Origin of the sequence: Enterobacter huaxiensis (genome assembly GCF_003594935.2) — a bacterium.
GTDB classification, from domain to species: Bacteria; Pseudomonadota; Gammaproteobacteria; order Enterobacterales; family Enterobacteriaceae; genus Enterobacter; species Enterobacter huaxiensis.
Map to the genome: position 1 here is coordinate 4,557,588 of NZ_CP043342.1, position 22,951 is coordinate 4,580,538.

Sequence of the window (22,951 nt, forward strand, 5' to 3'; positions counted from 1 at the left end):
CGAAGGGGCGAAATAACCACACCGAAGTGTGGTTATGATTAAAACACCCGGTATTACTGGGTGCTGGTCGTCGTGGTGGTCGTGGTTCCGGTATTGGAACCATCACCGCCACCGGTTGCCGCCAGCGCGACACCCACGGCTGAACTTACGGTGCTGGTGCTGGCCGCGGTAGAACTCCCCGCAGACGCAGACGTAGCTGCCGAACCTGCCGCTTCCCCGACCTGAACCGGAGCTGCATAAACAGACGACGCCGCAAGCGCAGATATGGCAAAAATGCCATACAGTACTTTCTTCATAACAATTTCCCTTCAATGAATGAATGGAGATTTGCCCAAAAAGAATTTCAGGCGGAATCGAGTATACACAACTAAAGCAGAGGGATTGCCGTACGGGTAAATAGGGGGGAGGTTTTCAGACTAATGGATAAAATTGAAATGTAAGAATAAAAAATTAAATATATAATCATTAAAAATCATACATATATAATTAACTCTTAATAAGTGCCTTATCCGTATATTCCTAAAATAAACCGCAGTGATTAGCGGGTTAACCGTGTTTTTCAGATTAAACTCATGACGAGAATTTGAGTTAACTAACAGACATCAGGAATTATCCGATAAAAAAATGCCGGCATATCGCCGGCATTGTTCATGACATATTAATTACGCACGCCATGCTTTATAACGATTAATCAAACCGTTTGTAGAGCTGTCGTGGCTGTCGATCGCTTTATCGTCACCCAGCTCTGGCAGAATGCGGTTTGCCAGCTGTTTACCCAGCTCAACGCCCCACTGGTCAAAGGTGAAGATGTTCAGGATGGCACCCTGAGTGAAGATCTTGTGCTCGTACAGGGCGATCAGCGCACCCAGGCTGAACGGCGTGATTTCGCGCAGCAGGATGGAGTTGGTTGGACGGTTGCCTTCGAACACTTTGAACGGCACAACGTGGTCCAGCGTGGCCGGATCTTTACCCTGGTCACGGTATTCCTGCTCAACCACTTCGCGGGATTTACCGAACGCCAGCGCTTCGGTCTGCGCGAAGAAGTTAGACAGCAGCTTCGGATGGTGATCGGACAATGCGTTGTGCGTGATAGCCGGCGCGATGAAATCGCACGGTACCATTTTGGTGCCCTGGTGAATCAGCTGGTAGAACGCGTGCTGGCCGTTGGTGCCTGGCTCACCCCAGATAATTGGGCCAGTCTGGTAGTCCACCGCGTTGCCGTTACGGTCAACGTACTTACCGTTGGATTCCATGTTGCCCTGCTGGAAATAGGCAGCAAAGCGGTGCATGTACTGGTCGTACGGCAGGATAGCTTCGGTTTCAGCGCCGAAGAAGTTGTTGTACCAGATACCGATCAGCGCCAGCAGCACCGGCAGGTTTTTCTCAGGTGCGGTGGTGGAGAAGTGTTTATCCATCGCGTGCGCGCCGGAGAGCAGCTCAACGAAGTTGTCAAAGCCCACGGAGAGGATGATGGACAGGCCAATCGCAGACCACAGCGAGTAGCGGCCGCCAACCCAGTCCCAGAACTCAAACATGTTCGCGGTGTCGATACCGAACTCGCCCACCGCCTTACCGTTGGTGGACAGCGCCGCGAAGTGCTTCGCCACGTGCTTGTTGTCGCCAGCGGTTTTCAGGAACCAGTCGCGCGCGCTGTGGGCGTTGGTCATGGTTTCCTGGGTAGTGAAGGTTTTAGACGCCACGAGGAACAGCGTGGTTTCCGGGTTCACGTTCTTCAGCACTTCGGCGATGTGGGTCCCATCGACGTTAGACACAAAGTGCATGTTCAGGTGGTTTTTGTACGGGCGCAGCGCTTCGGTCACCATGAACGGGCCGAGGTCAGAGCCGCCGATACCGATGTTCACCACGTCGGTGATCGCTTTGCCGGTGTAGCCTTTCCAGCTGCCGGAGATGATCGCTTCAGAGAAGGTTTTCATCTTTTCCAGCACCGCGTTCACTTCCGGCATCACGTCTTTGCCGTCAACGATGATTGGCGTATTGCTACGGTTACGCAGCGCCACATGCAGCACGGCGCGGTCTTCGGTGCGGTTGATCTTCTCACCGGAGAACATGGATTTGATGGCGTCGGCAAGCTCGGTCTCTTTCGCCAGATCCTGCAGTTTTGCCAGCGTCTCTTCGGTAATGCGGTTTTTGGAGAAATCCACCAGCATCAGGTCATCGAAGGTCGCGGAGAATTTAGTGAAACGATCGGCATCTTTCGCGAACAGATCCGCGATGGTGACGTCTTTCATTTCATCAAAATGTTTCTGTAGTGCCTGCCATGCAGCGGTCTGCGTTGGGTTGATGTTTTTCATTAGCAATACTCTTCTGATTTGAGAATTGTGACTGCGGTCGATTGTAGCGCCTGCAAATAAAAATTGTGATGGTTTTTATGCCATTGCCCTGGTCTGCATCAAACGCAGGTGAAAAGACCCGAAAAGTATAGCTGCTGGCGAGGCCTCCTGCGGCGGCGAAATGTCGCCCAAAACAGGCTAAAAAGGAGCATAAAATATGGGCCTGTTATAAGTCCTGTTTCTCAGGGGTACCCCCCCATGAAAAATCCGCATAATCCCAGCATTGACAGGACCTCCCCCGCATTTTATTTATAGGGCCGTATTTCGCGCCTGCACCTGTTTTCATATCATTCTTGTGCCATGGTCGCTTATTCATTTCCTGACACGAGGTTGTTATGACGAGTTTTGTGGTCGCCAAGTTTGGCGGCACCAGTGTGGCAGATTACGCTGCCATGAACCGCAGCGCCGATGTGGTGCTGGCCGATCCGAATACCCGCCTGGTGGTGCTTTCTGCATCCGCTGGCGTGACGAACCTGCTGGTTTCTCTGTCTGAAGGACTTGAAGCGACAGAACGTTTCGTGAAGCTGGACGCGCTGCGCAAAATTCAGTTCGACATCCTTGAGTGTTTACAGAATCCAAATGTGATCCGCGAGGAAATAGAACGTCTGCTGGAAAATATCACCACCCTGGCAGAAGCCGCCTCTCTGGCAAACTCCACCGCCCTGACGGATGAACTGGTCAGCCACGGTGAGCTGATGTCGACCCTGCTGTTCGTTGAGATTATGCGCGAGCGTAACATTCCGGCGCAGTGGTTTGACGTGCGCAAAGTGATGCGCACCAGCGATCGTTTTGGCCGTGCCGAACCGGACGTTGAGGCTCTGGCAGAGCTGACCGGCCAGCAGCTGGCACCGCGCCTGGAAGAGAGTATTGTGATCACCCAGGGCTTTATCGGTAGCGAAGCCAAAGGCCGTACCACAACGCTTGGCCGCGGCGGCAGTGACTACACCGCTGCCCTGCTGGGCGAAGCGCTGCACGCCACGCGCGTCGATATCTGGACGGACGTGCCGGGCATTTACACCACCGACCCTCGCGTGGTCTCCACGGCGAAACGTATTGATGTGATCGCCTTTGAAGAAGCGGCGGAGATGGCCACCTTTGGCGCGAAAGTGCTGCATCCGGCAACCCTGCTTCCCGCCGTGCGCAGCGATATTCCAGTCTTCGTTGGCTCCAGCAAAGAGCCGAAAGCAGGCGGCACGATGGTGTGTAAGCGAACCGAAAGCCCGCCGCTGTTCCGCGCCCTGGCGCTGCGTCGCAAGCAGACGCTGGTCACGCTGCACAGCCATAATATGCTGCACTCCCGCGGGTTCCTGGCAGAAGTGTTCGGGATCCTTGCGCGCCACAATATCTCCGTAGACCTGATCACCACCTCAGAAGTGAGCATTGCGCTGACGCTGGATACGACAGGCTCAACCTCCAAGGGCGATACCCTGCTGACCCAGTCGCTGCTGATTGAGCTGTCTGAGCTGTGCCGCGTTGAGGTGGAAGAAGATCTGGCGCTGGTTGCCATCATTGGCAACAAACTGTCCCGCGCCTGCGGCGTAGGCAAAGAGGTCTTCGGCGTTCTCGACCCGTTCAGCATCCGCATGATTTGCTACGGCGCGTCCAGCTACAACCTCTGCTTCCTGGTCCCGGCCGATCAGGCGGAGCAGGTGGTGCAGAAACTTCATCAGAATTTGTTTGAATAAAATTCGTTAGCACTATAAACAATAACTATAAGCCGGGCACAGACCCGGCTTTTTCATAACTAAACAACACAACACAATCGCAAGGAATACCTATGTTATCGGCCATCACCCGGCTGTTCCCGCTATGGGCGCTGCTGCTCTCTGTACTCGCGTATTACACCCCCACCACCTTCACCGGCATCGGGCCGTGGGTTACCACGCTGCTGATGCTGATCATGCTCGGCATGGGCGTACACCTGAAGATTGACGACTTTAAACGCGTGCTGTCTCGCCCGGCGCCCGTTGCGGCAGGGATTTTCCTGCACTATCTGGTGATGCCGCTCGCGGCGTGGCTGCTGGCAATGGCCTTTAAGATGCCGCCGGATCTCTCCGCCGGGATGGTGCTGGTGGGCAGCGTCGCCAGCGGCACGGCGTCCAACGTGATGATCTATCTGGCAAAAGGCGACGTGGCGCTCTCCGTCACCATCTCGTCCGTTTCCACGCTGGTGGGCGTGGTTGCCACGCCGCTGTTAACTCGCCTGTACGTCGACGCGCATATCCAGGTTGACGTGATGGGCATGCTGCTGAGCATTCTGCAAATCGTGGTGATCCCGATTGCGCTGGGTCTGGTCATTCATCATCTCTTTCCGCGCGTGGTGAAGGCCGTTGAGCCTTACCTGCCGGCGTTTTCGATGGTCTGTATTCTGGCAATCATCAGCGCCGTGGTGGCGGGTTCAGCATCGCACATTGCCTCCGTGGGCTTTGTCGTCATCATCGCGGTGGTACTGCATAACACCATTGGCCTGCTGGGCGGCTACTGGGGCGGGAAGCTGTTTGGCTTTGACGAATCTACCTGCCGCACGCTGGCAATCGAGGTGGGTATGCAGAACTCCGGCCTGGCGGCGGCGCTCGGTAAAATCTACTTCTCGCCGCTGGCGGCACTGCCGGGCGCGCTGTTCTCCGTCTGGCATAACCTGTCCGGCTCGCTGCTGGCGGGCTACTGGTCCGGAAAACCGATTGATGAAGAACCGAAAAAAGATGCGGTGAAACAGGGTTAATTTGCCGCGCTTGCTTTACACTGGAGCCTCCCCATCAGGAGGCTTCAGCAATGGCTACACCACGATTGACCCAGAAAGACATGACGGAAGCCGAGCAGCGCGAACTTAAAACGCTTCTCGACCGCGCCCGCATTGCACACGGCCGCACGCTGACGAACGCCGAAACCAACCAGGTGAAAAAAGAGTACATCGACAAACTGATGGCTCAGCGCGACGCCGAGGCGAAGAAAGCCCGCAAGCTTAAGAAGCAGCAGGCCTATAAACCGGATGCAGAGGCGACCTTTTCCTGGTCAGCCACAACCTCTACCCGTGGAAGGCGCTAATCAGCGCCCTTTCTTTTTGCGGCCTGGCTGGGCAAAGCGTTTTCCGTTAGCCGGCTTGCCTCGCCCCTTTTCCTCCGCCTGCGGCGCCTTCACCACCGGGCGCTTGATCGCCTGAGCTTTGGGTTTCGCTTTGGCCTTCGGCTTCGCTTCTGAGGACGAGTCTTCGATAAGCTTGAACAGCTCAATCAGCTCGTCGCCGGTTAAATCACGCCACTCGCCCAGCGGGATGCCCGACAGGCTGACGTTCATGATGCGGGTACGTTCCAGCTTCGTCACGTCATAGCCGAAGTGCTCGCACATACGGCGGATCTGGCGGTTTAAGCCCTGCACCAGCGTTATGCGGAACGCGAACGGCGCCTCTTTCTTGACCTTACACTTCTTCGTGACGGTTCCCAGGATCGGCACGCCTGCGCCCATGCCCCGGATAAATTCGTCCGTCACCGGCTTGTTCACCGTAACGATGTACTCTTTCTCGTGGTCGTTACCGGCACGCAGGATTTTGTTGACCAGGTCGCCGTGGTTGGTGAGGAAAATCAGCCCCTGAGAGTCTTTATCCAGACGGCCAATCGGGAAAATGCGGCTGCTGTGGTTCACGAAATCAACGATGTTGTCCCGCTCGCCGTCTTCCGTGGTGCTGACAATGCCAACCGGTTTGTTCAACGCGATAAACACCAGGTCTTCAGCATCACGCGGTTCGATGACCTGACCATTCACTTTTACCACATCGCCAGGAACTACCTGATCGCCGATGGTGGCGCGTTTGCCGTTAAGAAACACGTTACCTTGTTCAATGTAACGGTCAGCCTCGCGACGTGAGCAGATCCCGCTCTCGCTAATGTATTTGTTTAATCGGGTTGATTGAGTTGGCAGCATAATTTCTCCTGTGAAGGGCGAAATATACCTTAGGTTTGGGCCGAAAAAAAAGATCGGCCGACGGTAACTGAGACGGGTTTTTTAGTTTGCGAGACGCTTTCAGGATTCAGCGTCAGGCCATTTACCCTTGCGGTAACTCCTTTTAGTTTTACTCTCCAGACACAATTATTTGTAGTTTATAAATTACAGGGAGTAATATGAAGGAGATTGTTCAGACAGAATCCTTTCGACGCTGGGAGCAAAACGTAAAAGATCGGCGAGCGAAGACCGTTATCGCTTCTCGCCTCTTTCGATTGGCAAATGGCCTGGCGGGCGACGTTAAACCCGTGGGCGAAGGTATAAGTGAGCTGAGGATCCACTTTGGCCCAGGCTACAGAATCTATTTTAAAGACCAGGGCAATTGCATCATCGTGCTGTTATGTGGTGGTGACAAAAGCAGCCAGGCCAGAGACATACTTATGGCAAAAATGCTGAGCAATGTATCCCAATGGCAGGAGTGAATGAGCATGCATAAATTAACACCCTACGATCCAGCCAACGCGCTGGTGGATGACGAGGAAATCGCCGTGTTTATGGCTGATGCATTAGAAACGGGCGACTCTGCATATATTGCTAAAGCTCTGGGCGTCATCGCGCGCGCGAAAGGAATGTCGGCCATTTCACAGCAAACTGGCCTATCACGAGAACAGCTGTATCGATCGTTCAGTGATAAGGGGAACCCAACGCTCAAAACCACGCTGGCGGTCATGAAAGCATTGGGTCTTGGGCTAACAATCAAACACGCCGGTGATTAATACTCGTCCCGCTCGTCGTCTTCATCCGGCTGCTCCATCACGCTATAGGCCACCGCGCAGAACAAGGAGTTAAGGCGCTTCATGTCCCCCAGCAGCCCCAGGTGCAGGGAGCTGGTTTCGATACTCTGCACGTTCTGCTGGTGCAAACGCTCTACGTGCGCATGCGAGTAGCGGCGGTTGAGGATGCGGAAACGATGTTTGTTACGACGCAGGCGGCGCGCGCTGGGCACGTCGCTTGAGAAGAAGACCGACATCGCCAGCTTCAGGTTGCTGACCAGCTGTTCGTGCAGTGCTTCAAGCTCCTTCAGGCCTTCACCTGAAAACGCGCGACGCGCGGCCAGAGATTTATCAGCGATCTCGCTCCCCATACGCTCAACGATATCCGAGGCCTGTTCCAGGTTGAGCGACATCTCGATAATTTCGGCCCAGCGTCGGGACTCCTCTTCCGCCAGCTCGTCCTGAGGGATACGCGCCAGATAAAGCTTGATGGCGGTGTATAGCACATTGATGTCGTCCGCCAGCCTGCGCAGCTCTTTCTCTTCGCGCGGCTCGCCGTGCATCACCTTCTGCAGCCCTTCGAGCATGGTTTCCATCGCATCGCCCATGCGCAGCGTTTCACGCGCGGCATTGGCGATGGCCAGCGCGGGGGTATCCAGCACCGAGGTGTCCAGATGCTTAGGCTTGAGGCGCGCATCCAGCTCCGGTTCATCGCGGATGAGGCGTTCGCAGAAGCGGGCCATCGGCGCGGCAAACGGCACCATCGCCAGACAGCGCACCAGGTTGTAGAAGACGTGGAAATAGATCACCAGCTCCGCCTTCGGCAGCGGGAGATTGTCCATCAGGTTCGCCAGCGGGTAAACGAACGGCAGAATAATCAGGCTGCCCACCAGCTTAAACAGCAGGCTGCCCAGCGCCACGCGGCGGGCGGCGGCATTGGCGGCGCTGTTGTTGAGCATCGCCAGCAGGCCAGAGCCGAGGTTGGCACCGATCACCAGGCACAGCGCCACCGGGAAGGAGATCGCCCCCGCGGCGGTTAAGGTCGCCGTCAGCAGGACCGCTGCCAGGCTGGAGTAGCTGACGATAGCAAACACCGCCCCGATCAGCGCATCCAGCATGATGTCGCCGGTCAGCGAGGCAAAAATGACCTGCACGCCGTTGGCCTGGGTGATAGGCGTGACCGCCTGCACAATGAGCTCAAGCGCCAGCAGGATGAGGCCGAGGCCAATGCCCACGCGGCCAAGCTGCCCGGCGCGAGTCTGCTTGCGGCCGAGGAAGAAGATGACGCCGATAAAAATCAGCAGCGGCGACAGCCAGGAGAGGTCGAAGGTCAGGATACGCGCCATCAGCGCGGTCCCCACGTCAGCGCCGAGAACGATCACCAGCGCCGGGGCGAGCGCGACCAGATCCTGCGCCACGAAAGAGGTGACGAGCATAGTGGTAGCGTTGCTGCTTTGCACCAGCGCCGTAACGCCGATGCCCGCGCAGAACGCGAGCGGCTTCTTCTCTACGCTGCTGCTGAGAACGGTACGTAAACGTGCGCCAAACACGCGCATAACGCCGGTACGGACAATATGGGTGCCCCATACCAGCAGTGCCACTGCAGAGAGCAGGTGTAACAGGGTCAGCACGGAAGGTTTTCCTCCTTATCGTTATGTGTATTCCTGAGGCTTGTTGCGCGTTGTCCTGCCGGATGGCGGCGGTGCCTTATCCGGCCTACGCGCAGGCCCGGCAAGCGCAGCGCCGCCGGGCAAAATGGCAATAACCTTCTTCCAGTATAAGGGTTTAAACGTAAGAAAGAGACAGGGCGCCCAGTGAGCGCCCTGTTTGTTGTAAGGAAAAGTGTTTTTAATCCGCGTCGTAGCCCAGATTGGGTGCTAACCATCGTTCGACTTCTGACACGCTCATGCCCTTGCGCAGAGCATAATCTTCGATCTGATCGCGCTGGAGCTGCGCCACGGCAAAGTACTTGCTGTCCGGATGGCTGAAGTACCAGCCGGAAACGGACGCCCCGGGCCACATGGCGAACGACTCGGTGAGCTTCATCCCGGTATGCGCTTCCACATCCAGCAGCTGCCAGATAGTGCCTTTCTCGGTGTGCTCCGGGCAGGCCGGGTAGCCCGGCGCCGGGCGAATGCCCTGGTAGTTTTCGCGGATCAGATCCTCATTGCTGAGGTTTTCATTCGCCGCGTAGCCCCAGTGTACTTTGCGCACGCGCTCGTGCAGATACTCAGCAAAGGCTTCCGCCAGGCGGTCGGCAAGCGCTTTGATCATGATTTTGTTGTAGTCGTCGTGCTGTGCTTCGTACGCTTCCGCCAGCGCGTCTTCTTCCAGACCGCCGGTGACGGCAAAAGCGCCGATATAGTCGGCTTTACCCGAGAGTTTCGGCGCAACAAAATCAGCCAGGCAGTAGTTCGCAAAACCCACCTTCTCGGTTTGCTGGCGCAGATGGCGGCTTACGGCCAGCACGTGGGTACGGGTTTCATCACGATAAATTTCAACGTCGTCGCCCACGCGGTTTGCCGGGAAGAGCCCCACCACGCCGCGCGGGTTAAGGGCCTTCTCTGCGCTCAGCGTGTCGAGCATGTCGTTGGCATCCTTGAACAGGCGCTTAGCCTCTTCACCCACCACCTCATCTTCGAGGATGCGGGGATATTTGCCCGCCAGCGACCAGGTCATAAAGAACGGCGTCCAGTCGATGTAGTTACGCAGCGTCTCGATGCTGGCGGTTACGTCCTGTACGCCCAGGCGGTGCGCGACCGGCGGCGTATAGCTCGACCAGTCAAACGCCAGATCGTTGTCACGCGCCGCCTGAAGGGTGACCGGCGGCGTGCGCGGTTTTTTACGCGCATGCTGGATACGTACGGTCTCGTACTCTTTACGGGTACGCGCCACAAAATCGTCGTGCTGGGTGTCGGACAGCAGCGCGGACACTACGCCCACGGTGCGTGACGCGTTCTGCACGTAAACCGTCGGGCCGCTGTAGTTCTGCTCGATTTTCACCGCCGTGTGCGCTTTCGAGGTGGTCGCTCCGCCAATCAGCAGCGGGATGGTAAAGCCCTGTCGCTCCATCTCTTTCGCCACGTTGACCATCTCGTCCAGGGACGGGGTAATCAGCCCGGAAAGGCCAATCAGGTCAGCGTTCACCTCGCGCGCGGTCTTGAGGATTTTGTCCGCAGGAACCATCACGCCAAGGTCGATAATCTCATAGTTATTGCACTGCAGCACCACGCCGACGATGTTCTTGCCGATGTCGTGAACGTCACCTTTTACGGTGGCGATCACCATTTTACCGTTAGTGGAGCCTTTCTCTTTGCTGGCTTCGATATAGGGTTCAAGATAGGCCACGGCCTGCTTCATCACGCGTGCGGATTTTACCACCTGCGGCAGGAACATCTTGCCTTCGCCGAACAGATCGCCCACCACGTTCATGCCGTCCATCAGCGGGCCTTCGATCACTTCAATAGGACGCGCGGCCTGCTGACGGGCCTCTTCCGTGTCGAGTTCAATAAATTCGGTAATGCCTTTAACCAGCGAGTACTCCAGACGCTTTTTCACGTCCCAGGCGCGCCACTCGGCCTGCTGAACGTTTACCGCCTCATCCGACTTGCTGCCGCGGTACTTCTCCGCCAGATCCAGCATGCGCTCGGTGGCGTCGTCGCGGCGGTTAAGAATGACGTCTTCAACGCCGTCGCGCAGCTCGGCCGGGAGGTCGTCGTAAATCGCCAGCTGCCCGGCGTTAACGATCCCCATGTCCATGCCGTTACGGATGGCGTAATAGAGGAACACGGCGTGAATGGCTTCACGCACCGGGTCGTTGCCGCGGAACGAGAACGACACGTTCGACACGCCGCCGGAGATCAGCGCGTGCGGCAGCTCGCGCTTGATGTCTTCACAGGCCCCGATAAAGTCCTGGGCATAGTTGTTGTGCTCTTCGATACCGGTCGCGACAGCGAAAATGTTCGGGTCAAAGATGATGTCTTCCGGCGGGAAGCCCACCTCTTCGGTCAGAATGTTGTACGCGCGGCGGCAAATCTCAATTTTACGCTCGCGGGTATCTGCCTGGCCGACCTCATCAAAGGCCATCACCACCACAGCGGCACCATAGCGGCGCACCATCTTCGCGTGGTGGATAAAGATCTCCACGCCCTCTTTCATCGAGATGGAGTTGACGATGCCTTTACCCTGGATGCACTTCAGCCCTTTTTCGATGACCTCCCATTTGGAGGAGTCGATCATGATCGGCACGCGAGCGATGTCCGGCTCGCCGGCAATGAGGTTGAGGAAACGTACCATCGCCGCTTCGGCGTCGAGCATCCCCTCATCCATGTTGATATCGATTATCTGCGCGCCGCTTTCCACCTGCTGGCGAGCGACGTCCAGCGCTTCGTTGTATTTCTCTTCTTTAATCAGCCGTTTGAACTTTGCCGAACCGGTGACGTTAGTACGCTCACCGACGTTCACAAACAGGCTGTCATCGCCGATGGTCAACGGTTCAAGACCGGCAAGACGGCAGGCGACGGGAAGCTCGGGCAGCCTGCGCGGCGGCAGCCCGGCCACCGCACGGCTCATGGCGGCGATATGCTCCGGCGTGGTGCCGCAGCAGCCGCCGACGATGTTCAGGAAGCCGGACTCGGCCCACTCGCGGATTTGCGCCGCCATGGTGTCGGCATCGAGATCGTATTCGCCGAACGCGTTCGGCAGGCCGGCGTTCGGGTGGGCGGTGACGTAGCATTCCGCGATGCGGGAAAGCTCCTGCACGTACTGGCGCAGCTCGTCCGGCCCCAGCGCGCAGTTCAGGCCAAAGGAGAGCGCTTCGGCGTGGCGCAGGGAGTTATAAAACGCTTCGGTTGTCTGGCCGGACAGGGTGCGGCCTGAAGCATCCGTGATGGTGCCGGAAATCATGATTGGCAGGTCGACGCCCAGCGCCTCGAACTCTTCTTTCACCGCGTAAATCGCGGCTTTGGCGTTGAGAGTGTCGAATACGGTTTCAATCAGGATCAGGTCGGAACCGCCTTCCACCAGCGCTTTGGTGGACTCGCGGTACGCGGCCACCAGCTGGTCAAAGGTGATATTACGAAACGCCGGGTCGTTGACGTCCGGTGAAATCGACGCGGTGCGGTTGGTCGGGCCCAGCACCCCGGCAACGTAGCGCGGCTTGTCCGGCGTGCGGGCCGTCCATTCATCGGCGCAGGCGCGGGCCAGTCTGGCCGCCTCAAAGTTAATCTCCGCCGACAGGGATTCCATCTGGTAATCCGCCATGGCGATGGTTGTCGAGTTGAAGGTGTTAGTTTCAACAATATCCGCCCCCGCCTCGAAGTAGGCGTTATGGATATCTTTAATGACGGACGGCTTGCTGAGCACCAGCAGGTCATTGTTTCCCTTCAGGTCACATGGCCAGTCGGCGAAGCGTTCGCCGCGGAAATCGTCTTCACTCAGACGATAGCCCTGGATCATGGTGCCCATGCCGCCGTCCAGCACCAGAATTCGTTCATTTAACTGCGCACGCAGTTGCTCTACTTTGCTGCTCACACTTGCTCCCGACAACGCTCAACAAGGCCAAAAGGCTGCGTTCCATACTGGCATAATCTCGCAGGGTGGAAAAGTCACTCGGCGGTAACATGAGACATGTTCACCATCACTCCTCCGATCAGTCAGTAAAGCGGTTGCAAATTCACCAAATAAAACGAAAATGATTTCCACGATACAGAAAAAGGAGATCGTCATGGTCGCGACCGTTCCCGCCAAACGCGGCAGAAAACCTGCTGCCACCACCGCCGCACAACCCGGCGGACAGGTTCAGTCCCTGACGCGCGGTTTGAAGCTGCTGGAATGGATAGCCGAATCGCACGGCAGCGTGGCCCTGACCGAGCTGGCCCAGCAGGCTGGCCTGCCGAACTCCACCACGCACCGCCTGCTCACCACCATGCAGCAGCTGGGCTTTGTGCGTCAGGTGGGCGAGTTGGGGCACTGGGCGGTGGGCGCGCATGCGTTTATCGTCGGCAGCAGCTTCCTGCAGAGCCGTAATCTGCTGGCGATTGTCCACCCTATTCTGCGCAAGCTGATGGAAGAGTCCGGCGAGACGGTGAACCTGGCGGTGCTCGACCAGAGCGACCATCAGGCGATTATCATCGACCAGGTGCAGTGCACGCAGCTGATGCGCATGTCGGCACCGATTGGCGGCAAGCTGCCGATGCACGCCTCCGGCGCGGGTAAAGCGTTTCTGTCGCAGCTGAGCGAAGAGCAGGTGACGGGGCTGCTGCACCGAAAAGGGCTGCACGCCTACACCCATGCCACGCTGGTGTCGCCCGTGCATCTGAAAGAAGATCTGGCCCTGACCCGCAAGCGCGGCTATTCGTTTGATGACGAGGAACATGCCCTGGGCCTGCGCTGCCTCGCGTCCTGTATTTTTGACGAGCACCGCGAGCCGTTTGCGGCTATCTCCATCTCAGGGCCGATATCGCGCATGACCGACGACCGCGTAACCGAGCTGGGTGCGCTGGTGATTAAGGCGGCGAAAGAGGTGACGCTGGCGTATGGTGGGATTCGTTGAGATTAAGTGCGGCCTGATGCCCTCACCCCTGCCCTCTCCCACAGGGAGAGGGAGAAAAACGGATGCAAAACCGCTGCTTACGCCGATATGCATACACATCTTCCACGTGCCCGTTTTTGATCCGCGTTTGTAGCCCGCGCCAGTAGCTGGCGCGGAACAGATCTTCATGCATCTCTTCAAATAGCGGCCCGATACGCGGGTCGGCGCACAGCCAGTGGCGAAACTCTTCAGGAAACACGTCGCCCGGCGAGACGCTGTACCACGGCTCGCTGGACAGCTCATCCTCCGGATAGCGCGGCGGCGGGATATCGCGGAAATTCACCTCGGTCATGTAGCAAATTTCGTCGTAATCGTAGAACACCACCCGCCCGTGACGGGTGACGCCAAAGTTTTTAAACAGCATGTCGCCGGGGAAAATATTGGCGGCGGCAAGCTGACGAATCGCGTTGCCGTATTCCTCAATAGCATCTCTTAAGGCCTGACCGTCGGACTGCTCCAGCCAGATATTGAGCGGCACCATGCGGCGCTCGATGTAAAGATGGCTAATGGCAATTTTGTCGCCAAGATCGGTGATTTTCGCCGGCGCTTCCTGCATTAAAAGCGCCATAAGCGCTGGATCGATCTGCTGTTTATCCAGCACAAAGTTTTCGAATTCCTGGGTATCCGCCATCCGCCCGACGCGATCGTGTTCTTTCACCAGCTGATAGCAGGCGCGGACGTGCGCTGCGCTCATCTCCTTCTGCGGGGCAAATTTATCCTTTATCACCTTAAACACCCGGTCAAAGCCGGGCAGCGTAAATACCAGCATCACCATGCCGCGTATGCCGGGGGCTTCGATAAACTGCTCGTCGGCCGTAGTGACATAGCGCAGGTATTCCCGATAGCTTTCCGTTTTGGCGTGCTTCTGACAGCCAATCGCCATATACAGTTCGGCGGTGGTTTTGCCTGGGAGGATGTCGCGCAGCCACTCCACCAGGGCGGCAGGCAGCGGGGCGTACACCATGAAGTAGGATCGGGCGAAGCCAAACACGATGCTGGCCTCCGCGCTGGTGGTCAGGCAGGAATCGACAAACAGTTCCCCGTCGTCGGTACGGTGAATCGGTAACAGAAACGGCACAATGGCCGATGGCGTCACCAGTTTTCCAACCAGCCAGGCGGCTTTATTGCGGTAGAAGAGCTCGTTCGCAACCTGCAGATGGCTTTGGCTGAGCACCGCCTCGCCGAAGGCTTCATTGAGATGCGCGAGGATATAGCCGATATCCCGGGCTTTGTTCTCCCAGGGTAAACGCAGCGGTAAGTCGGTTAAAACGCGATGGAGTAGCTTTTCCCATCCGCGATCGGGAAAGAAATCCTTCGCCAGCGGTCGTGGGATAGTGCGAAAACGACGCTCCGGCTGGGAGCTGAAGATAAATAACCGCTCAGGAGATAACGAGCGGTGGTCAAATAACCGGCAATAGACGGAGTTGAAAAAGCTCTCCGCAATTTCAAAGCGAGGGTAGTCGGGTAACAGATGGGTGTAATGCTCCTTCACGCGCAGCAAAAATTCCGCGTCTGGACTTTTACCGTCGGTAATACAGCGCAGCTGCTCCACCACCAGGCCCACGTGGTGGTCGTAGAGATGGATACGCTGCTTCATAGCCTGCTGAACCGCATGCCAGTCTGCCTGCTCGAAGCGCTGCTGCGCCCCGGAGGTCACTTCGAGAAAACGACCATACTGGGCGTCGAAGCCTTGCAGAATGGTTTGGGCAATCAATAATTCCAGGCCACGCGACATATATTCCCCCTCACCCAACCCTCTCCCCTGGAGGGAGAGGGGGAAAAGATTAGAACTGTGCTTCTTCGGTTGAGCCCGTTAATGCCGTGACGGAGGAGGAGCCACCCTGAATAATGGTCGTCACGTTATCAAAGTAGCCGGTTCCCACTTCCTGCTGGTGCGACACGAAGGTGTAACCGTCTTTGCCCGCCGCAAATTCCGGCTGCTGTACTTTCTCAACGTAGTGCTTCATGCCTTCGCCCTGTGCATACGCATGAGCCAGGTCGAACATGTTGAACCACATGCTGTGTATCCCCGCCAGGGTAATGAACTGGTATTTGTAGCCCATGTCGGACAGCTGCTGCTGGAAGCTGGCAATCGTTTTGTCATCCAGCTTTTTCTGCCAGTTGAAGGACGGCGAGCAGTTATAGGCCAGCAGTTTGCCCGGGTACTTCGCGTGAATAGCATCCGCAAAGCGTTTTGCCAGCGCCAGATCCGGCGTTGAGGTTTCACACCACACCAGGTCCGCGTACGGCGCGTACGCCAGGCCACGGCTGATCGCCTGTTCAATGCCGGCATGGGTGCGGTAGAAGCCTTCACTGGTACGCTCGCCGGTGATGAACTCGCTGTCGTACGGGTCGCAGTCAGAGGTGATCAGGTCAGCCGCATCGGCATCGGTACGGGCAATCACCAGCGTTGGAACGCCGAGCACGTCAGCAGCCAGACGGGCGGCAACCAGCTTCTGAATCGCTTCCTGAGTCGGCACCAGCACCTTGCCGCCCATGTGTCCGCACTTCTTCACCGATGCCAGCTGATCTTCGAAGTGAACGGCCGCTGCACCGGCCTCAATCATCGATTTCATCAGCTCAAATGCGTTCAGCACGCCGCCGAAGCCCGCTTCCGCATCCGCGACGATCGGCAGGAAGTAGTCCGTAAAGCGCGGATCGTTAGGTTCGATACCGGCCGCCCACTGGATCTGATCCGCACGACGGAAGGTGTTGTTGATCCGATCCACCACCGACGGTACGGAATTAGCCGGATAAAGCGACTGGTCCGGATACATGCTGGAGGCCAGGTTGGCATCCGCCGCGACCTGCCAGCCGGAGAGGTAGACAGCCTCAATCCCGGCCTTCGCCTGCTGCAGCGCCTGCCCGCCCGTCAATGCGCCGAGGCTGTTGATATAGCCCTTTTTGGAACCGCCGTGCAGCAGCTTCCACATTTTCGCCGCGCCGTTCTGCGCCAGCGTGCATTCCGGGTTGACCGAGCCGCGTAATTTCACCACTTCCTCTGCGCTGTAAGGACGACGAATGCCTTCCCAGCGCGGCTGTGTCCACTCTTTCTGTAATTCTTCAATCTGTTGGGTACGGGTTTTCATGTGCAGATGCTCCATATTGTTATGTGGTGAATTACGCCAGGAAGCGGTAGCCCGGCAGGGTGAGGAAGTCGATTAAGTCATCTGAGGTGGTGATTTGCTCCATCAGGCGCGCGGCATCGGTAAAACGCCCGCTGCTGAAGCGGTGCTCGCCAAGCTCGTCCTGAATGACACGCATCTCTTCGGCCAACATCTGACGGAACAGAGATTTGGTTACCGGCTTGCCGTTGCTGAGCGTTTTTTGGTGATGGATCCACTGCCAGATAGAGGTGCGAGAGATCTCCGCCGTTGCCGCGTCTTCCATCAGGCCGTAAATCGGCACGCAGCCGTTGCCGGAGATCCACGCTTCGATGTACTGGACCGCAACGCGGATATTGGCGCGCATGCCCTCTTCGGTGCGTTCCCCCGTACACGGCGCCAGGAGCTGTTCTTCTGCAATTGGCGCATCGTCTTCACGGGTGACAAACAGCTGGTTTTTGCTGTCGCCGAGTGCGCGGTTAAAGACCTCCATCGCCGTATCGGCCAGACCCGGGTGGGCAATCCACGTGCCGTCGTGACCGTTACGGGCCTCAAGCTCTTTGTCGGCTTTCACCTTGTTGAGCACCTGATTGTTGCGCTCGGCATCCTTGCTTGGAATGAATGCCGCCATGCCGCCCATCGCAAAGGCACCGCGCTTATGGCAGGTTTTAATCAACAGACGCGAGTAGGCGCTCAGGAAAGGCTTATCCATAGTCACGACCTGACGATCCGGCAGAACGCGATCGGCATGATTTTTCAGCGTTTTGATGTAGCTGAAGATATAGTCCCAGCGCCCGCAGTTCAGACCCACGATGTGGTCGCGCAGGGCATGTAGGATTTCATGCATCTGGAAGACCGCGGGCAGCGTCTCAATCAGCAGCGTGGCCTTGATGGTGCCGCGCGGCAGGCCAAAGCGATCTTCGGCATAGCTGAAGACTTCGCTCCACCAGGCCGCTTCCTGCCAGGACTGGGTTTTTGGCAGATAAAAATAGGGACCGCTGCCTTTAGCCAGCAGGCTTTTGTAGTTGTGGAAGAAGTACAGCGCAAAATCAAACAGGCTGCCCGGAATAGCTTCCCCACGCCACGTAACGTGTTTTTCTGGCAGATGGAGACCACGTACGCGACAGATCAGCACGGCCGGGTTCGGTTTGAGCTGATAAATTTTACCGGCCTCGTTGGTGTAGCTGATAGAGCCGTTAACGGCGTCGCGCAGGTTGATCTGCCCGTCGATAACTTTGTTCCAGTCCGGCGCAAGGGAGTCTTCAAAATCCGCCATAAAGACTTTTACGTTGGCATTCATGGCGTTGATCACCATTTTGCGTTCTACGGGGCCGGTGATCTCGACGCGACGATCCTGTAAATCTTCAGGGATACCGCGAATTGTCCACTCACCATGTCTAATGGAAGCGGTTTCCGAAATAAACCCGGGCAACTTACCGTTATCGATTTCCTGCTGCTGATGCATACGTGCGGCCAGCAGCTTATTTCGCTGCGGCGTAAAGCGTGTCACCAGTTCGCTCAGGAATTCGACCGCCTCTGCCGTCAAAACTTGCTGTTCTTGCTCGCCATAAGGCTGAGTAAAGGCCAGTTCATCGGCCGTTGTTGCCTGTTGAGTCATCATGCTGCTCCTCATCAAAGATCCAAATTCACGCCCCGAATGCGAGCGAAAGATCGTTGGGTAGTTTTCGCTCAGCAGAATTAAGACTATCTATATTTTTTCCAAAATCAAAAACAATTTCCATTTTAAATGTTAAATGCATTTATCTATTTGATTACTATGTATTTAAAAATTAATTAAGTGTTGGGCTGAGTTTCGGAAATAAAAAAGGCACCCGAAGGTGCCTTATCTGAATAGCTGAAACGCTTTAGGATCCCTTAGCGCAGAAGATTACTCCAGCGTCGGATTCATGTGGCGCAGATCGTATGGTGTGATCTGGTAGACGTAATAGTTGAGCCAGTTGGTGAACAGCAAATTTCCGTGGCTGCGCCAGGACGCTCTTGGCGTGTTCTGTGGATCGTTTTTTGGAAAATAGTTGCAAGGTACATCCGGATTAAGACCCGCTTCGACATCACGGAAATATTCAGCCGCCAGAGTGTGTGGATCGTACTCAGGATGGCCGGTGACAAAAGCAATACGCTTGTCTTTGCTGGCAAACAGATAGGCATCGCCGTCTTCCGTTTCGGCCAGGATTTCCAGATCGGTGTAATCGCGGATCAGCTGGGCCGGGAAATCGGCATAGCGAGAATGCGGGGCCAGGAAAGAGTCATCAAAACCGCGCGTCAGCAGCGCGTGAGGATGGAGAATATGATGCTCGTAAACGCCAGAAAGCTTATCGTTGCGGGTTTGCTTGGGAATTCCATAGAGGATATTCAGTGCGGCCTGTACCGCCCAACAGACAAACAGCGTGGAGGTGACGTGATCTTTTGCCCACTCCAGTACCTGTTTGATCTGCGGCCAGTAGGCAACATCGTTAAATTCTACCAGGCCCAGCGGTGCGCCGGTGACGATCAGGCCATCGTAATTGTCATCACGGATGTCGTCGAAGTTACAGTAGAAGTTATTAAGATGCTCAGAAGGAGTGTTCCGAGACTCGCGGGCATCAATACGTAGCAGCTGGATATCCACCTGAAGGGGGGAATTCGAAAGCAGGCGCAAAAACTGATTTTCTGTTTCGATCTTTTTAGGCATCAGATTGAGAATAAGCACCTTCAGCGGGCGAATTTCCTGACCTGTAGCGCGTGAAGCCGTCATCACGAAGACGTTTTCTTCACGTAAGAAATTGACGGCTGGTAGCTCGTCCTGCACCCGAATCGGCATAACCTTAAATCCTCACAGCATACGTATAAACGTTTAGACATCCAGACAGCTAACGATACCCAGAAACGGGCTGAATGTCGAGTCTGCAAGCGAAAGGTGAGAAAGTTTCAAGGAGAGGGCGAAAAACAAAAGCAAAAAACCCCGCACCTTACGGTACGGGGTTCTTCTAATTGATGCCTGGCAGTTCCCTACTCTCACATGGGGAGACCCCACACTACCATCGGCGCTACGGCGTTTCACTTCTGAGTTCGGCATGGGGTCAGGTGGGACCACCGCGCTAAAGCCGCCAGGCAAATTCTGTTAAATCTGTATCAAAGCTGAAATTGATTGTCTGTCTCTTCGCCGAAACAGCTTCGGCGTTGTAAGGTTAAGCCTCACGGTTCATTAGTATCGGTTAGCTCAACGCATCGCTGCGCTTACACACCCGACCTATCAACGTCGTAGTCTTCAACGTTCCTTCAGGACCCTTAAAGGGTCAGGGAGAACTCATCTCGGGGCAAGTTTCGTGCTTAGATGCTTTCAGCACTTATCTTTTCCGCATTTAGCTACCGGGCAATGCCATTGGCATGACAACCCGAACACCAGTGATGCGTCCACTCCGGTCCTCTCGTACTAGGAGCAGCCCCCCTCAATTCTCCAGCGCCCACGGCAGATAGGGACCGAACTGTCTCACGACGTTCTAAACCCAGCTCGCGTACCACTTTAAATGGCGAACAGCCATACCCTTGGGACCTACTTCAGCCCCAGGATGTGATGAGCCGACATCGAGGTGCCAAACACCGCCGTCGATATGAACTCTTGGGCGGTATCAGCCTGTTATCCCCGGAGTACCTTTTATCCGTTGAGCGATGGCCCTTCCATTCAGAACCACCGGATCACTATGACCTGCTTTCGCACCTGCTCGAGCCGTCACTCTCGCAGTCAAGCTAGCTTATGCCATTGCACTAACCTCCTGATGTCCGACCAGGATTAGCTAACCTTCGTGCTCCTCCGTTACTCTTTGGGAGGAGACCGCCCCAGTCAAACTACCCACCAGACACTGTCCGCAACCCGGATCACGGGTCTACGTTAGAACACCAGCCATTAAAGGGTGGTATTTCAAGGTTGGCTCCACGCAGACTGGCGTCCACGCTTCAAAGCCTCCCACCTATCCTACACATCAAGGACCAGTGTTCAGTGTCAAGCTATAGTAAAGGTTCACGGGGTCTTTCCGTCTTGCCGCGGGTACACTGCATCTTCACAGCGAGTTCAATTTCACTGAGTCTCGGGTGGAGACAGCCTGGCCATCATTACGCCATTCGTGCAGGTCGGAACTTACCCGACAAGGAATTTCGCTACCTTAGGACCGTTATAGTTACGGCCGCCGTTTACCGGGGCTTCGATCAAGAGCTTCGCGTTGCCGCTAACCCCATCAATTAACCTTCCGGCACCGGGCAGGCGTCACACCGTATACGTCCACTTTCGTGTTTGCACAGTGCTGTGTTTTTAATAAACAGTTGCAGCCAGCTGGTATCTTCGACTGATTTCAGCTCCATCCGCAGGGACTTCACCTACACATCAGCGTGCCTTCTCCCGAAGTTACGGCACCATTTTGCCTAGTTCCTTCACCCGAGTTCTCTCAAGCGCCTTGGTATTCTCTACCTGACCACCTGTGTCGGTTTGGGGTACGATTTTGTGTTACCTGATGCTTAGAGGCTTTTCCTGGAAGCAGGGCATTTGTTACTTCAGCACCGTAGTGCCTCGTCATCACACCTCAGCGTTAAAAGAAGTCCGGATTTACCTAAACTTCCCGCCTACATGCTTAAACCGGGACAACCGTCGCCCGGCTAACATAGCCTTCTCCGTCCCCCCTTCGCAGTAACACCAAGTACAGGAATATTAACCTGTTTCCCATCGACTACGCCTTTCGGCCTCGCCTTAGGGGTCGACTCACCCTGCCCCGATTAACGTTGGACAGGAACCCTTGGTCTTCCGGCGTGCGGGCTTTTCACCCGCATTATCGTTACTTATGTCAGCATTCGCACTTCTGATACCTCCAGCACCCCTCACAGGACACCTTCAACGGCTTACAGAACGCTCCCCTACCCAACAACGCATAAGCGTCGCTGCCGCAGCTTCGGTGCATGGTTTAGCCCCGTTACATCTTCCGCGCAGGCCGACTCGACCAGTGAGCTATTACGCTTTCTTTAAATGATGGCTGCTTCTAAGCCAACATCCTGGCTGTCTGTGCCTTCCCACATCGTTTCCCACTTAACCATGACTTTGGGACCTTAGCTGGCGGTCTGGGTTGTTTCCCTCTTCACGACGGACGTTAGCACCCGCCGTGTGTCTCCCGTGATAACATTCTTCGGTATTCGTAGTTTGCATCGGGTTGGTAAGCCGGGATGGCCCCCTAGCCGAAACAGTGCTCTACCCCCGAAGATGAGTTCACGAGGCGCTACCTAAATAGCTTTCGGGGAGAACCAGCTATCTCCCGGTTTGATTGGCCTTTCACCCCCAGCCACAAGTCATCCGCTAATTTTTCAACATTAGTCGGTTCGGTCCTCCAGTTAGTGTTACCCAACCTTCAACCTGCCCATGGCTAGATCACCGGGTTTCGGGTCTATACCCTGCAACTTAACGCCCAGTTAAGACTCGGTTTCCCTTCGGCTCCCCTATACGGTTAACCTTGCTACAGAATATAAGTCGCTGACCCATTATACAAAAGGTACGCAGTCACCTAACAAGTAGGCTCCCACTGCTTGTACGTACACGGTTTCAGGTTCTTTTTCACTCCCCTCGCCGGGGTTCTTTTCGCCTTTCCCTCACGGTACTGGTTCACTATCGGTCAGTCAGGAGTATTTAGCCTTGGAGGATGGTCCCCCCATATTCAGACAGGATACCACGTGTCCCGCCCTACTCTTCGAGTTCACAGCATGTGTGCTTTCGTGTACGGGACTATCACCCTGTACCGTGCGACTTTCCAGACGCTTCCACTAACACACAAGCTGATTCAGACTCTGGGCTGCTCCCCGTTCGCTCGCCGCTACTGGGGGAATCTCGGTTGATTTCTTTTCCTCGGGGTACTTAGATGTTTCAGTTCCCCCGGTTCGCTTCGTTAAGCTATGTATTCACTTAACGATAGTGTGTCGGAACACACTGGGTTTCCCCATTCGGAAATCGCCGGGTCAAAGGTTCATATCACCTCGCCGGCGCTTATCGCAGATTAGCACGTCCTTCATCGCCTCTGACTGCCAGGGCATCCACCGTGTACGCTTAGTCGCTTAACCTCACAACCCGAAGATGTCTCTTTCGACACATCATCGACTTGCGAAAATTTGAGAGACTCGAACACACCCTTAAAGGTGTGTCGTTTCAATTTTCAGCTTGATCCAGAT

Annotated in this window: 15 protein-coding genes and 2 rRNA genes; 6 read left to right on the forward strand and 11 right to left on the reverse strand. The window is 55.9% G+C overall.

The window, feature by feature from the left end:
* Window positions 1–53: 53 nt before the first annotated feature.
* Together yjbE and pgi are read right to left on the reverse strand one after the other, a co-directional pair.
* Window positions 54–296 carry an exopolysaccharide production protein YjbE gene (gene yjbE, locus D5067_RS21750; RefSeq protein ID WP_119937937.1) on the reverse strand — a complete coding sequence of 81 codons (243 nt, stop codon included), beginning with the start codon at window positions 294–296 and terminating at the stop codon, window positions 54–56.
* Between the two features lie 366 nt (window positions 297–662).
* Window positions 663–2,312, reverse strand: a complete 1,650-nt coding sequence (pgi, locus tag D5067_RS21755; RefSeq protein WP_119937938.1) for a glucose-6-phosphate isomerase — start codon at window positions 2,310–2,312, stop codon at window positions 663–665.
* Window positions 2,313–2,686: 374 nt separating this feature from the next.
* On the opposite strand from pgi, the gene lysC reads away from it, so the two are divergent.
* The 3 genes from lysC to D5067_RS21770 all read left to right on the forward strand — a co-directional run bounded on the left by lysC (window position 2,687) and on the right by D5067_RS21770 (window position 5,396).
* Window positions 2,687–4,036 carry a lysine-sensitive aspartokinase 3 gene (lysC, locus tag D5067_RS21760; RefSeq protein ID WP_119937939.1) on the forward strand — a complete coding sequence of 450 codons (1,350 nt, stop codon included), beginning with the start codon at window positions 2,687–2,689 and terminating at the stop codon, window positions 4,034–4,036.
* Window positions 4,037–4,128: 92 nt separating this feature from the next.
* Window positions 4,129–5,073 (forward strand): ketopantoate/pantoate/pantothenate transporter PanS, encoded by a 945-nt coding sequence (panS, locus tag D5067_RS21765; protein ID WP_119937940.1) that lies wholly within the window; start codon window positions 4,129–4,131, stop codon window positions 5,071–5,073.
* A 50-nt stretch (window positions 5,074–5,123) separates the two neighbouring features.
* Window positions 5,124–5,396: a YjbD family protein gene (locus D5067_RS21770; RefSeq protein ID WP_119937941.1), complete on the forward strand. Its 273-nt coding sequence runs from the start codon at window positions 5,124–5,126 to the stop codon at window positions 5,394–5,396.
* On the opposite strand, the gene rluF is transcribed toward D5067_RS21770, so the two are convergent.
* Window positions 5,397–6,269, reverse strand: a complete 873-nt coding sequence (rluF, locus tag D5067_RS21775; protein ID WP_119937942.1) for a 23S rRNA pseudouridine(2604) synthase RluF — start codon at window positions 6,267–6,269, stop codon at window positions 5,397–5,399.
* A 197-nt stretch (window positions 6,270–6,466) separates the two neighbouring features.
* Between rluF and D5067_RS21780 the strand changes: the two genes are divergently transcribed.
* Window positions 6,467–6,769 (forward strand): type II toxin-antitoxin system RelE/ParE family toxin, encoded by a 303-nt coding sequence (locus D5067_RS21780; protein WP_119937943.1) that lies wholly within the window; start codon window positions 6,467–6,469, stop codon window positions 6,767–6,769.
* A gap of 6 nt (window positions 6,770–6,775) precedes the next feature.
* The gene (locus D5067_RS21785) at window positions 6,776–7,063 is read left to right on the forward strand and encodes an addiction module antidote protein (RefSeq protein ID WP_119937959.1); all 288 of its coding nucleotides are present in this window, start codon (window positions 6,776–6,778) and stop codon (window positions 7,061–7,063) included.
* Here D5067_RS21785 and D5067_RS21790 read toward each other — a convergent pair.
* Together D5067_RS21790 and metH are read right to left on the reverse strand one after the other, a co-directional pair.
* The gene (locus D5067_RS21790; RefSeq protein ID WP_119937944.1) at window positions 7,060–8,691 is read right to left on the reverse strand and encodes a Na/Pi cotransporter family protein; all 1,632 of its coding nucleotides are present in this window, start codon (window positions 8,689–8,691) and stop codon (window positions 7,060–7,062) included. The two genes, D5067_RS21785 and D5067_RS21790, sit on opposite strands and share 4 nt — an antisense overlap.
* 217 nt (window positions 8,692–8,908) lie before the next feature.
* Window positions 8,909–12,592, reverse strand: coding sequence for a methionine synthase (metH, locus tag D5067_RS21795; RefSeq protein ID WP_119937945.1), 3,684 nt, complete (start codon window positions 12,590–12,592; stop codon window positions 8,909–8,911).
* 193 nt (window positions 12,593–12,785) lie between these two features.
* On the opposite strand from metH, the gene iclR reads away from it, so the two are divergent.
* Window positions 12,786–13,613, forward strand: coding sequence for a glyoxylate bypass operon transcriptional repressor IclR (iclR, locus tag D5067_RS21800; RefSeq protein ID WP_125915538.1), 828 nt, complete (start codon window positions 12,786–12,788; stop codon window positions 13,611–13,613).
* 22 nt (window positions 13,614–13,635) lie between these two features.
* On the opposite strand, the gene aceK is transcribed toward iclR, so the two are convergent.
* The 6 genes from aceK to D5067_RS21830 form a co-directional block, all read right to left on the reverse strand.
* On the reverse strand, window positions 13,636–15,387 hold the full coding sequence (gene aceK / locus D5067_RS21805; protein ID WP_119937947.1) for a bifunctional isocitrate dehydrogenase kinase/phosphatase: 1,752 nt from the start codon (window positions 15,385–15,387) through the stop codon (window positions 13,636–13,638).
* A gap of 49 nt (window positions 15,388–15,436) precedes the next feature.
* Window positions 15,437–16,741, reverse strand: a complete 1,305-nt coding sequence (aceA, locus tag D5067_RS21810) for an isocitrate lyase (RefSeq protein ID WP_119937948.1) — start codon at window positions 16,739–16,741, stop codon at window positions 15,437–15,439.
* A 31-nt stretch (window positions 16,742–16,772) separates the two neighbouring features.
* Window positions 16,773–18,374, reverse strand: a complete 1,602-nt coding sequence (aceB, locus tag D5067_RS21815) for a malate synthase A (protein ID WP_119937949.1) — start codon at window positions 18,372–18,374, stop codon at window positions 16,773–16,775.
* Between the two features lie 270 nt (window positions 18,375–18,644).
* Complete coding sequence (metA, locus tag D5067_RS21820) at window positions 18,645–19,574, reverse strand: homoserine O-acetyltransferase MetA (protein ID WP_119937950.1); 930 nt, start codon at window positions 19,572–19,574, stop codon at window positions 18,645–18,647.
* Window positions 19,575–19,749: 175 nt separating this feature from the next.
* Window positions 19,750–19,865: ribosomal RNA gene (rrf, locus tag D5067_RS21825) — 5S ribosomal RNA — on the reverse strand.
* A 72-nt stretch (window positions 19,866–19,937) separates the two neighbouring features.
* Window positions 19,938–22,843, reverse strand: a 23S ribosomal RNA gene (locus D5067_RS21830).
* Between the last annotated feature and the right edge of the window lie 108 nt (window positions 22,844–22,951).